At 59.6% G+C, this 13,085-nt stretch carries 8 protein-coding genes; 5 read left to right on the forward strand and 3 right to left on the reverse strand.

The features are described from left to right. The first annotated feature begins 143 nt into the window (after positions 1-143). Both ACYU7Z_RS07815 and ACYU7Z_RS07820 read left to right on the forward strand, forming a co-directional pair. Positions 144-1,427: a sensor histidine kinase gene (locus ACYU7Z_RS07815; RefSeq protein WP_460569083.1), complete on the forward strand. Its 1,284-nt coding sequence runs from the start codon at positions 144-146 to the stop codon at positions 1,425-1,427. Beyond that, positions 1,420-2,112, forward strand: a complete 693-nt coding sequence (locus ACYU7Z_RS07820; protein WP_460569085.1) for a response regulator transcription factor — start codon at positions 1,420-1,422, stop codon at positions 2,110-2,112. The genes ACYU7Z_RS07815 and ACYU7Z_RS07820 overlap by 8 nt, the downstream gene beginning before the upstream one ends. A 2-nt stretch (positions 2,113-2,114) precedes the next feature. Here ACYU7Z_RS07820 and ACYU7Z_RS07825 read toward each other — a convergent pair whose 3' ends face one another. Next, positions 2,115-6,089: a caspase family protein gene (locus ACYU7Z_RS07825; protein WP_460569087.1), complete on the reverse strand. Its 3,975-nt coding sequence runs from the start codon at positions 6,087-6,089 to the stop codon at positions 2,115-2,117. A gap of 376 nt (positions 6,090-6,465) precedes the next feature. After that, on the reverse strand, positions 6,466-6,702 hold the full coding sequence (locus tag ACYU7Z_RS07830; RefSeq protein ID WP_460569089.1) for a hypothetical protein: 237 nt from the start codon (positions 6,700-6,702) through the stop codon (positions 6,466-6,468). 219 nt (positions 6,703-6,921) lie between these two features. On the opposite strand from ACYU7Z_RS07830, the gene ACYU7Z_RS07835 reads away from it, so the two are divergent. Genes ACYU7Z_RS07835 through ACYU7Z_RS07845 form a run of 3 tightly spaced genes read left to right on the forward strand, consistent with a single transcriptional unit; the run spans position 6,922 to position 9,868 of the window. Then, positions 6,922-8,001, forward strand: a complete 1,080-nt coding sequence (locus ACYU7Z_RS07835; RefSeq protein WP_460569091.1) for a sensor histidine kinase — start codon at positions 6,922-6,924, stop codon at positions 7,999-8,001. Positions 8,002-8,048: 47 nt separating this feature from the next. Continuing rightward, positions 8,049-9,092 carry a sensor histidine kinase gene (locus ACYU7Z_RS07840; protein ID WP_460569093.1) on the forward strand — a complete coding sequence of 348 codons (1,044 nt, stop codon included), beginning with the start codon at positions 8,049-8,051 and terminating at the stop codon, positions 9,090-9,092. Next, positions 9,089-9,868, forward strand: coding sequence for a LytR/AlgR family response regulator transcription factor (locus ACYU7Z_RS07845; protein ID WP_460569095.1), 780 nt, complete (start codon positions 9,089-9,091; stop codon positions 9,866-9,868). The genes ACYU7Z_RS07840 and ACYU7Z_RS07845 overlap by 4 nt, the downstream gene beginning before the upstream one ends. A 136-nt stretch (positions 9,869-10,004) precedes the next feature. Here the strand turns inward: ACYU7Z_RS07845 and ACYU7Z_RS07850 are convergent, their stop codons facing one another. Beyond that, positions 10,005-13,043: a ligand-binding sensor domain-containing protein gene (locus tag ACYU7Z_RS07850; RefSeq protein WP_460569097.1), complete on the reverse strand. Its 3,039-nt coding sequence runs from the start codon at positions 13,041-13,043 to the stop codon at positions 10,005-10,007. Between the last annotated feature and the right edge of the window lie 42 nt (positions 13,044-13,085).

Below are 13,085 nucleotides of genomic sequence, written 5' to 3' on the forward strand. Positions count from 1 at the left end.
AACAGGAGATGAAAGTACCGGCCCTGCTCCGGGCGACCGGGTACTTTATTTCTTATCCCGACTGCTGCGTTGCCGATTAAAAAATACGTTAATCGCCCCGTAAAATCGTTCAGTTCGGCGTCGTGCTGCGATCTTTACCGCTCATGACCTTGCGCGCCCATACGCTCCGAATCGGCATCGTCGTTGCCACCCTGGTGGTCGCCACCATTATTTGTTTCCAGCTGGTCTGGCTCAGCAAGGTTTACCGCCTCGAGCAGAAGCAGTTTGATCATGCCATCGCGCGCACCGTCCGCTCCCTGTACGACGATATGGGCTTCCAGCTCAATCCCGCCTACAACCTCAACCAGCTGATCGAAACGCCCGACAGCCGCACCTACTTCATACGTCTCGACAAGCTGCCGCGGACCGACAGCCTCGCCGCGCTCGTCAACGACGAACTCGAAAGCGAGGACATCTTTACCAATACCTACATCGGCCTGTACGACGGTAAGACACGGCGCTATACCGATACATTCTACCTTCCTTCGCCCACGGCCCCGCGCAACGAGCGCCTGCACCTGCCCGAGCCGAAGGGAACGCATTCCTACCTCACGCTGTTCTTCCCGTACCGCGACCAGTATATCCTGTCGCTGATGAACATCTGGATCATCGCCTCGGTGATCCTGCTGCTGGTGCTGCTCGCGCTCGGCGGAAGCATCTACTACTTTTACCGGCAGAAGTTCCTGAACGAAACGCAGCGCGACTTCGTCAACAACTTCACCCATGAATTCAAAACGCCTGTCGCGGTAATTACGCTGGCCGCCGAAGTGCTCGAGTCGCCCACGATCATCCAGAAACCGGAAAAGCTCGAGCGATACGCAGCGATCATTAAAGACCAGGCGGCCTACCTGCAGCAACAGATCGAGCGCCTGTTGCAACACGCGCACGCCGAGTCGCACCAGCTTCACCTCGACCGGCAACTGCTCGACCTGCATGCGGTGGTGGAGCAGGCCATCGACAACGTGGAGCCGCTGGCTTCGGCCAAGGGCGCCGAGGTGCAGTGCACGCTGAAGGCCACGCGCACGACGCTGCTGGCCGACCCCGGCTACCTGCTCATCGTGATCACCAACCTGCTGGAGAACGGTCTCAAATACGCCGACCATCCGCGGCTGCAGGTGAGCACCCGCAACGAGAACGGGTCGGTATTGCTTTCGGTAAAAGACAATGGCCGCGGCATCGAGCAGCGGCACCTGCAGCGGATCTTCCAGAAGTTCTACCGCGTGCCTACCGGCGATGAAACGCCCGCGCGCGGATTCGGTCTTGGACTCGCATTCGTTCGCCGCATCATACAGGCCCACCACGGTAAGATCTCGGTACAAAGTATCCCCGGCGTCGGGTCGGAATTCGTGGTTAAATTGCACACAGCCAATCCCCCAGCGCATGGATAAACCTAAACGCGTGCTTCTTGCCGAAGACGATGAGCAGCTCGGCCTTCTGATCCGCGAAGGCCTCGAAGATGAAGGCTACGAGGTCGTGCATTGCCCCGATGGAAATACGGCCTGGAACCAGTTCCAGAAAGAGCTCCCCGACATCTGCCTCCTCGACGTCAACCTCCCGGGCCGCGACGGCTTCACGCTTGCCAAAAAGATCCGCCAGCGCAACGACGTGGTGCCGATCCTTTTTCTTACGGCAAAGTCGATGGAGGAAGACAAGCTCCAGGGCTTCTCGGCCGGCGGCGACGATTACATCACGAAGCCGTTCAGCATGAAAGAGCTGCTGAGCCGTATGCAGGTGTTCCTGCGCCGCACGGGGATGTTGCTGCCGCAAAAGCAGGACGAGCTCCGGCTGGGCAAGCTGCGCTTCCTTCCCGGCGAAAACCGCATCCTGAACGGGCCCGATGAAATACTGCTCACGCAGAAAGAAACGCAGCTCCTTGAATTCTTCTGCAGCAACCCCGGGAAGATCCTCCGCCGCGAAGACATCCTGCTGCACGTATGGGGCAAGAACGATTACTTCCTCGGGCGGAGCATGGATGTATTCATCACCAAGATCCGCAAGCACCTCAAGCTGGATCCGTCGGTACAGCTCGAAACGATCCCGCAGTCGGGGTACCGCCTGCACCTTCCTTCCTGACCTTATTGCTCTTCGGGCACGGGCACGAGGTTCCAGTCATAGCCGGCATTCTCGAAGCGCGCAAGCGGCTGCTGACGGCCACCGGTAAGCTGTTGCACCAGGGGATAGACGAACTGCTTCAGTTCGCGGACCGACAATCCTTCGTCGAAATTCCTGTCGAGGCTTCCAGCCTGGCGCAATGCCTGGAGAATGGAATAGGTAAACACACCGTTCTGCCATTGCTCCGATTCGTACGCGTAGGCATTGCCGGCAGTAGCCGCGATGATCTCGGCGCCGCTCTGCCCGCTGCTCATCGAAAAAAGACGGCTGAAGACCTGCGCGTTGCTCATTCCCTGCGGCCGTGGCAGCAGTACACCGCGGCTCCCGGGCGCGAGGCTGTGCTGCTCCTGCACCCCTGGCGCTGCCGCGGTAGCCGGTGCTGCTTCCCGGTCCACGTTGCCGCTGTTGCAGGCATCGATCAGGAGAAGCCTCCTGCGCGCCGGGATCCCAGTAAGGAGTCCTTCCATCTCGGCAAACGAAAACCCGTATTTCTTCGGATCGCCGAAGTCCATCGGCGCGGTGGCGTAGTAGAAGTTGTAGCTCGTATCAAGCATGCCGTGCCCGGAGAAGCTCAGTACCACGCGGTCTTCCACGCCCGTCTGCAGCAGCCTGCTGCGAAGCGCGCGAAGATTGGCGGGGGTAACCGCTTCGTCGAAGAGGGAGTCGGTGAGCGTATGCGCGGGATCCACGGCCCGGAACGCGGCCAGGAGGTCGCTGCCGTCTTTCACGGCAAAGCGCAGGCTTCGCGCCGTATCGGCATAGCGGTTCACGGCAACGGTTATGAGGATAGTGTGGGCAGGAACCGGCTTTTCCGGAGCATACACGATGCGGCGGAAAGCGGGCAGGCTGCTGTTGCCCCCTTCGTCGGTGGCCACTACCACTAATTGATTGTCGCCCGTTACGAGCTCCACCGGGAACTTCGCGGAGAAGGCGCGCTGTGGCGTAGCGAAGCTTGTATCCCAGACCGGCACCTGGTTGTCGTATACCCGCAGCCGCTGCAGCGGCGTGCTGCCGGCCGCGGCCTGTACATCAAGCTGGATGCGGCCCGCGGTGCTCCGGCTGTCGGCATCCGTCGCGAGCGAAAGCGTGGGGCTGCCCGGCGCGCCGCTGCGTAGTGAGAGGCCTGCTTTCTTTTGCGTAGCTGCCCGGAAGATTTTTAGAAGTGCCGCCACATCGCGCGTTGTCGTATCAGCCAGCTCCGCCAGCACCCGGTCGGGACGATTGAGCTCTGCATCCACCCACTGCGCGGGAATGCCGCGGCCGCCGCGCTCGAAGCCGACCGCAGGCACCGACGCCGGCGTGGCATAGTAGTAGCCGGAAGGCGCCTGCAGCACAAAGTTTTCGGCATCCTGTAGAAATACCTGGAAGTTGCGCCGTTCGCTCCGCAGGCTCCAATGCTCATAAAGCCCTTCGGAGATCGAGCCGATGACAACGTCGTCGTTGCCGGGGAGCAACTGTACAAAATCGATGCGCCCGTTGAGATCGGAGCGGAACAGGCGGGCCACCGTGTTGTTGTAAATACGCCGGCCCGTATCGAGGCTGATGCCATCGTGGCCGATATGCACCCAATAGCCGATGGCGGGATGGAAAAACGTCGCGGTGCTGTCGTGCCGCAATGCGCCCTGAAGCGGCAGCGGCGCCTGCGCGGTTGTCGTCAGCTGGAGCCGGTCGAACCGTAGTTCTACGTATCCCCGCTCGCCGCCCGTGCGGTGCAGCAGGAAGCGCCTTGCGACCGGGTCGTAGCCCGCCGAATCGGCAGCAAGGCCACGTCCCGCCCTGCGCACGGGCTGAAGCGTGAAGCGGTCCACCCAATCGTCGTTCGAAAGCAGCAGGCCGGTCGATTCGAGCAGGTAATGATTGCCGGTGCTGAGGTTCGGGTATTTGCCGGGGGCTTTGCGCACTGTGGCCTTGCGGCCGGGCGCATCGTACTCAACGACCCCGTTGAAAGAAGCCAGCGTTGCGATGTTTCCTTTGTCGGAAAGATCAAAGCCGTTTATCATCCAATCCTTGGGAAGGGGGACGAAGGTGAACTTCGAAAAAGCCGCGGGGGCCGGGGCTTCGGCGAAATACACGGAGCGCGCCGGTTGCTTCAGGTCGGCGAGGAAATAGCCGCTGCTCCCCTTGTAGGAATACGGGCAAAGGATCCGCCCCTGCGCATACCCGCCCTTCTGCCCCATCGACGAAAAGCTCTTTTCCTTTTCCACCCCGGCCGGAAGCGACCATTGCGCCGCGTAGGCCGTCACCCGGCGCGTAAGGGCGGCCGGCGCAAGCTGCCAGTCGTCTTCGCTGAGGCTGTAGGCCACGGCGCCGACGCATTCGCCATCCGAAAGCGGTCGCGCCTTGATCCCGCCCCAATCCTGGTAGCCCGCCGGGAGTTCCCTGCCCAGGCGAACGGCATTCAGGAAGCGCCAGTCCGGGCGCTGTACCCAGGCAGCCATGTAATAGCTGGAGTCCGATTGGAAGACTCCGCTGAGGATCTTAGTTTGCGGGTTGTACGCGAGGCTTTTGAGATCGATGAGGCTTTGGTAAATATTGCTCCCCGACCCGATGGCCGCATGTCGCAGCGGAAGGTTGCCCACAGGCCGGTCCCACTCGCCGATGCGGATGAATTCGGCCTGCTGGCCGCTGTAGCGAACTACGAAGGGCAGTCCCTCCAGGGCCACGAAGCGCTGCCCGTAGTCTTCGGCCAGCTGTCGGTATACCACGAGCTGCGCTTCCACGTCGATCACCTGCCACTCCGAGCTGTTGTACTCGAGCAGGTAGGGCGTACCCGGGATGCGGAGACGCTCGTCTGCGGCGAAGGGCAGCTGCACCCGCATCTTACGGTTGTCGGCGGTGGCCTCGGCCGGGTGTGCGCGCACCGTAATACCACGGTCGTCGATCAGGAGGCTGCGAACCGTATCGCGCAGCCGGAAGGCCATCGTGGGCACAGCATCGCGCAGGTCGTTGTGTTGCTGCACGGCACCATCCGCATTGAGAACCCAAAGCTCGTTTTCGGCGGTACGCTGCGCCTCGCCCAGCAGGAGCAGGCGATCACCCTGCACCGACACCCGTAGCACCTTGCTGTGTACAAGAGCCTGGTAAAAGATCTGGCGGAAGCCTGCGCCCTCATCGTAGCGATAAAGACCCCGCTCCACTTCGAGGTAAAGATGCGCGGCCGAAAACACCGACACGCGCTCGAGCGTCTGGTTGCGCAGCAATGTTTCGGCGCCCAGCGAATGGAGCTTCCCTGATGCAAAATCGACGGTGAACAGGTCTAGGGTGGACTGGTATTTTTCCGGCATGCTGCCCTTCAGGAGCAGCGGCTTTCCCTGGCGGTAGCCGGCACAACTGAGGTAGGTTGCCGCCACCGGGATCCGCGCCAGGACGCGCCCGCTCTCGAGGTCGATGCGGGCTACCTGGAAGTGATAGGCCTTCGGCTCCGCCACGACCGAGTTGAGCTCAAACTCGTACTGGGCGCCCGTTTCGGGAAGGCAATACAGGACCGCGCTGGCTTCGTGGCCGGCGCTGTCGACCGTGTAATTGAGCAGCTTGTAGCGAAGATCGGGAAACGAATCGCTGAGGGGCAGGTCGATGCGCTTCAGTTCCTGTCCCCGATCACTAAGGAGCAGCAACTGCTCGCGGGAATCCGGCTCATAATCACGCCCATAGAGCAGGAGGCGCGTGCCGGCTCCGTTCCATGCCGGCTGTCCCCAGGTGCCGCTGACAACTGCACTGTCGGCTACGACGAGCGGCGCGATATTGTAGAAATACAGGCGCGTGCTGCGGTCGCTTTGCGCCAGCAGCAGCTTGCGTCCATCGGGCGAAAGCCGGGTGGAAAGGTTGTGATCGTCCGCCTTGATGCCGGCAGGAAGCGCAACGGTTTGCTGGGCAGTGGCTGTCGTGCGGGCCAGCAGCAGCACGCCGAGGAGGGCAATGGAAAAAGCTTTGGCTTGCATCTTCCAAAATAAGCTTCTTCCGGCCACAGCCGCAATACCCTGTTCCGGGTACAAAAAATTGCGGCCCCCTTGTGGGAGCCGCGATGTTTAAGGTAGGTTAGCAACGATCCCGAAAGGCGGGATAAAAAATAAGGTTGAAGAAAGCGGCCGGCTCAAACACACTATCCGCTAAAACCCTCACTGCGGCGCGCTTGCTTCGTACCAGATATTCGAAGGATTGTGCCAGTTTTGCTGAACAAAATGCGGTGGACAGAGTGTTTCCGACTTTTCCCGAAATGCCCGCCGATCACCTCAAACCCGCTGCCCTGTGGCTACGGCCGGGCATAAGAATGGCGCCCGTATATGGGGCGCCCAGTAGAATTACAACCACAATTCGCTATGCGAAAAGCGCGGAGATGTCGATGTCGGCGAGATAGGGGTCGAGGTGGGTGGTGTCGCGGAAGGTGGCAACGCGGAGCACCACGTTGAAATGGCTGTGGTGCGTGACTTCCACGTAGTGATCTTCCATCTGGAACAAGCGCAGTGTGTGAAACCCCTCGGTGCGCTGCGCCAGCAACACGCCTTGCTCCCATATGGGGAGGATCGGGCTGCAGGAAGAATGGGGGCCTTTCATATCGGATTTGTTTCTATAAAGTTCCCACTCCTACTGCTTCCAAAAAAATTAAATAGGCCGTTCTTGGCTTTTTCACGGCAAACGGCCCCGGGCAGTCGCCAGGTATCGCCCCGGCCCCGCTCCGATCTGTGCCCCAAAAGCCGCAGTTCATCCCGGCTATGCGCTGTCCAGCCCGCCTCCACGCCCCTATTCGCCGGAAAGACAATAACTTGTAGCCTGATGAGCTGGCGCCTGCTGCATATCCCCCGGTACACGGGAAAGGACGGAACGGTACTGCTGAGCAGTATGCTGCCCCTGACCGTTTTCCTCAACCTCTTCCTCTACGGGAAGCGGTACTGGACGGAGGCCGACCTCGGAATCGGCAGCAGCGCATGTACGTTCGCGGTACTCGCCGGCACCTACCTGCTTTTCACCCGCATCGGCGTGCTGCTGGCCGACCGCTTTCCCGGGAGCCAGCATATGTACCGCCGCATGACGCTGGCGCTTTCCCTCTTCCTCCTCTCCGATTTCGTGATCCTGTCGCTGCTGCTCCGGGGCTACGACTACTATGGCTTTTTCGGTTACCACTACCAGGAAGGCGACTTCGTGCTGGTGTATTGCTTCTCGGCCATCCTGACCGTATTCCTTACGTTCCTCAATGAAGGCATCGCGCGCTTCGAGCGCTATAAGAATACGCTCGTCGAAACGGAGCAGCTCCGGCATACCTACCTCCAAAGCCAGCTCCTTGGCCTCAAGAGCCAGGTGAACCCGCACTTCCTTTTTAATTCCCTCAACACGCTCTCCTCGCTCATCCCCGAAGACGCGGCCGCTGCGGAAGCCTTCCTCGACGAGCTCTGTAAAGTATACCGGTACCTGCTGCGCAACAACGACGACTACCTCGTGCCCCTGGACCAGGAGCTGTCCTTTCTCCGCTCCTACGCCTACCTGCTGCAGGAGCGCTACGGGCCCGCCTTTCAGCTCGAGACCGACGCCGACGAGGCAGCCCGGGAGCTGCTGCTTCCTCCGCTGACACTGCAGTTCCTCTTCGAAGACATCCTGGAGCAAAACAGCTTCTCGCGCGACGAGCCACTGCGGATCCACGTCCGGGCGCAGGGCAACCGGCTCGTGGTGGAGCACAACCAGCGCGACCGCATCGGCAGCGAGCGCGTCCTCAGCGGCGAAGCCGTACTCGACAACCTCCGTGAAAAATTCCAGCTGCTCGTGGGCCGCGAGCTGCGCATCGAAGGCAGCGCCGGCGCCCGAAGCATCACCGTACCCTTAATCAACGAACACGAACACGCATGGACAACCAACGTGTAAACTGGACGAGGCCGACACGATCGGAGTGGCTGTCATTTCTGATAGCCATGCCCTTCCTGTCGATCCTGCTCTGCAACCTCCTTTTCAACATCCGCCTCTTCACCGACCGCGACGTACTGCTGTTTGCAGGACCTGCCGTGTTTGCCATCGGCATGGTCACCTGGTACGTACAAATACTGCTGATGCACTGGCTCCGCATCCGCCTGCCGCAGGTAAGCCAGACGACGAAGCGGCTTATCCTCCTTGCCATCGCGCACCTGTCGCTTAGCCTCGCCTGCTATACGGTCATCTTCTACGGGTTCGACGCGCTGCACTTTCTCGGGTACCGCTTCGACGCGCGCTACTACCGCTTTGCGCTGCTCACCGGATTGCTCGTAACGATGCTGGGTGCCGCGCTCTGGGAGGCCGACTATTTCTTCATCAAGCTCAAATACAGCCTCGACGAGAAAAAGCGCCTGCAGCAGCTCACCGTGCAACAGGAGTTCAATACGCTCAAGAGCCAGGTGAACCCGCACTTCCTGTTCAACTGCTTCAATACGCTCTCCTCGCTCATCTCCGAAGACAGCCGGCAGGCCGAAGCCTTTCTCAACGAGCTGAGCCAGGTATACCGCTACCTGCTCCGCAACAACCAGGACGGGCTGAGCACGGTGAAGACCGAGATGCGTTTTATCGAGTCGTACTTCCGGCTGCTGCAAACACGGCATGGCGATTCGGTGCAGCTGCGTGTGGAAGTGGACCGCAAATACGAGCCCTACCTCCTGCCCTCACTGAGCCTGCAGCTGCTGGTGGAAAACGCCGTGAAGCACAACATCCTGTGCCGCGAGCAGCCGCTGGTGATCGACATTTTCAGCACCGCCGGCAATAAGCTGGTCGTGAGCAATAACCTGCAGCGCCGCAACGCGCAATCGCATTCCAACAAGATCGGTCTCAAAAACATCGAGCACAAATACTCGCTCCTCGATCAGCCCGGTTTCCATATCCTGCAGGATGACAAAAATTTCTGCGTCGTGCTGCCGCTGATCTGGAGCAAGAATGTAAAACCTACCTTTATTACGCCAACTATCGCCAGCAAACAAAACGAAAGCTTATGAACATCCTCATCGTTGAAGACGAAGAACTCGCGATCAAGAAGCTGAAAAAAACCCTCTCCTCTGTCGACGACAGCGCCGTGGTGGTGGGTGAAAGCGACAGCATCAAGGGCACCGTGTCGTGGCTGGAGAAAAACCCGGCACCCGACCTGATCCTGATGGACATCGAGCTCGCCGACGGGCAAAGCTTCGAGATCTTCAACCACACCAAGGTCAAGAGCCCGGTCATCTTTATTACGTCGTACGACGAGTACGCCCTGAAAGCTTTCAAGGTGAACAGCATCGACTACCTGCTGAAGCCCGTACAGAAAGAAGACCTCGAGCAGGCGCTTGAAAAGTTCCGCCAGGTAAAGAACCTGTACCAGTCCGACAGCGTGGGGCAAAAGGTGAGCGTGGAAGATATCGTAAAGGAGCTGCAGCAAAAGCTCCAGACCAAGGACTACCGCAAGCGCTTCCTCGTAAAGCTTGGCCAAAAGCTCGTTTCCATCGAGGTCGACGAGATCGCCTTCTTCTTCAGCGATGGCCGTCTCAACTTTTTCAAAACCTTCGACAACCGCAAGTTCGTCGTGGATTATACGATGGATGAGCTCAGCGACATGCTGCGCCCAGACTCCTTCTTCCGCATCAGCCGCTCCTTCCTGGTGTCGGTCAACAGCGTCAACCAGATCCACGATTACTTCGGCAACCGCCTCCTCCTCGAACTGAAACCCGAGATCGACAAGGAAGCCGTGGTTAGCCGGGAGAAAGTGTCGGAGTTCAAAACCTGGCTGGGGAAGTAAGTTGGAAAGCCGGAAGTGCGAAGTCGGAAGTATAGCCGGCCGTTTACTAAGCCAACACTGTAATCTCGCTGCATAACATGCAAGGCCTTCGGGCCTTTTTTATTTTGCCCGCTTCCTACTTCCGACCTATTGACTTTTAGAGCACTACTCGCAACACAACCGACAAATTCGTATGGTCCTGCGTGATCTCGAGCAGCCCGTTCATCGCCTGTACGCGCGGGCCGACGGCCTGGCGGTAGCGGCTGCGAAACTCGGGTGCATCTTCCTCGCAGGCCGTGATGATCTCGAGGAGCAGCATCGGACCTTTCAACTTCAGGTTAACGAATACCTGGTCGCAGATAACATGCTGGAGGAGGAACTGCATTGACTCCTTGTAGAAAAAGAACAGCTCGTGGCGCAGCGCCATACTGAGCTCCAGTTGCTCCACTTTACGGTCGACGATAAAGTCGATATCCATCGTGTGGTTGCGCTTGATGCCGTCGGTAAACTCGCGGATCCGCATCAGCATTTTCTGCATCCCGTCATTGGCCGGGTCGATGCTCCAGAGCACGTCGTCCATCGCTTCCATCATGTGCCGGCTCTTGTTGCTGATCTGGTCGATGAAGGCCTTGGATTGCTCGAGGTCGGTGCCGGCGCGGATCTTGGCGATCTCGCTCAGCACGTGGATATCACCCAGTGTCGTTTCCACTTCCTGGTGCAGGTTGCCGGCGATCTGCGTGCGCACCTGCTGCAGCGCGCGCAGGCGGCGGATCCGCTCACGGTCCATCAGGTAGAGCGCGAAGGCGGCCAGGAGGATCATCAGCGCATAGAACCACCAGGTTTGCCACACCGGCGGACGCACACGCACCGGCACGGCGAGCGACACCTCGCTGGTAAGCCCATCGGCGTCTTCGCTCATTACCTTGAACCGGTAGTGGCCCGGGGGTATATAGTTATAGATCGCGCGGTTGTCGTTCTCGATATGCACCCAGTCCTTATCGAGCCCCTCGAGCATATAGTAGTAATGAAACTTCTTCTGCGGCGTGAACGAGAGCCCGCTGAACTCGAAGCTGAGCGCGTTGCGGTCGTAGCGCAGGTTGAGCGTGCCGGCGCTTTGCAGCGAATCGATTGGAAGGTTTTCTCCCTGCAGCGTTATCCCCGTGATCGCGGGACGCGGCGGCGCCACGCTCTGTGTAAAGCGGCGCGGATCGAAGGTGAGGATGTTGTGATCGGTGAAGAAGAGCAGTTTGCCGTTGGAAAGCAGCTCCACGCCCGAGCGGCTGAAATTATCGTACAGCATGCCGTCGCGGCGGTCGTAAAAAACAACGGTGCCTTTTGTGAGGTTGAGCCGGCAGAGGCCGTTGCTAAGGCCGATCCAGAAGATGCCGCGGTAGTCTTTCTGGATCGACATGGCGTTGTCGGAGGGAAGACCATCGGCCGTGCTGAAGTAGCGGATGCGACCCGTGCGGGTATCGAGGATGTTGATGCAACCAGCCGTTACGAGCAACGTGCTGTCGCTGAGTTGCGACATATCGGTGACCTGGTTGTTGAACAGGCGGTAACCTTCCGGTCCGCTTGCCGTCCAGGCCCGCTTCAATTTGCCTGTGGCCGCATTTACACAATACAGGCCGTCGAGAAAGCAGCCGATCCATACATTGCCAAGCCGGTCGCGGTGGATCTTCGATACCTGCCCGCCTTTCATGACTTCCTGGTATCCTTTCATCGGGTCGCCGCCGGCGCTTTCGAAATCCCATTTCAGCACGCGGCCATCGTTGAGACCGATCCACATGTTGCCGGCAAGGTCGGAGATGATCTGCCGCACGGTTTGCTCGCGGAGCGCGGGCGGGTTGAAGAGGCGTGCGGCCCTGGTTGCGGGCTCATACAGGATAATGCGCCCGGGCTGCAGCCCCATCCACACGGCGCCGCTGCGCCGGTTCACAGCCATATCCCAGAAGGAAAAATGATTCAGCGCCGCAAGGCTCGACGGCAGTGCAAGCGGGTTGAAATCTTTGTCGTAATAAAACAATCCCTGCGACCAGGTGCCGATGAAAAAGGAGCTGTCGGGAAGCTGGCAAACGGAGAGCACCGGTGCTTCCTTCGGCTCGCCGCCGGGGCGGAATAGTCCGTAGGAGGTGAACAGTTGCGCGTCGGGGTTGAACAGGAAAAGTCCGTTGTCGGTGCTGAGCCATACGTTCCGCTCGCTGTCTTCAAAAGACGCATACAGCTGGTCGTAGCGTATACTCTGCTCGAAACGCCCCTCGTTGGGCACATTGAGAAAGGGATGAGCCCGGTCCGTCCACTCGGCGAGAAAAGCATTGCCGTGCACCCAGGTGCGTCCCGAGCGCTGCTCAAGCATTCCCGTTACTTCGTGGTAGCCGATCGGCAGCTCGTTGGTCAGCGTATACGCAACACGGGTATGCAGCTTCTTGTCCACGCGCTGCACCATCGGGCTCGTCATTACCGGGAGCCAGGACCAGTAGTAGATATACCGGCTCGTTGCATATACATGGTAGCAGCGCGTGTCGCCGGCAAAGGCGGCAGCATCGGCATCGACCGCATGGCCGCGGCCGAAAAGCCGCTTCTGCTGCGGGTCCCAGGAGAAGAGACCTTCATCGCCGCAGATCCAGAACCGACCCGCCGCCGTGTCCCAGGTGATGCGTGCGCAGCCGCGCTTGCCCGCTGCCGCCAAGGGCAGCTCGCTTGTTTTGCGAAAAGAGAACGTGGCCGTATCGAGCCGGTAGAGCGGTCCGAAATGCTCGTGCAGGTAAATGGCGCCATGCGGACCGTTGAAGAGATTCTTGGAGAGGTAAATGGGCACGGTGTCTTTGCCCGGTTCTGTGCGGGCCTCCCGGTAACGGAAGCGGCGTGTATCCAGCAGGGCCACACGGTTGTTGGCGGAGAGGATCCAGATGCGCCCCTGCTGGTCGCCCCAAAGCGACTGCACTTTTCCCAACGGTCCGTCGGCCCTGCTTTGCGGCTGTGGCTGCACGGTCAGAAATCGGTTGCCATCGTAGCGCTGGATGCCGTTCTGCGTGGCCAGCCAGATAAACCCGTCCTTATCCTGGACCGTAGCATACACGAAATTGGACGCCAGGCCCTGGGCTGTCGTGAAATGCTGAAAAGTATATTGACGGGTTTGCTGGGCGCCGCAAAACAACGGTGCCAGGAAGAGCAGCACAAAAAGAACGGGACGCACGCAGGGTTTGTTTTGGTTTCCTAAAGGTACAGAGGCCGGCGG

The sequence above is a fragment of the Flaviaestuariibacter terrae genome (genome assembly GCF_054777635.1).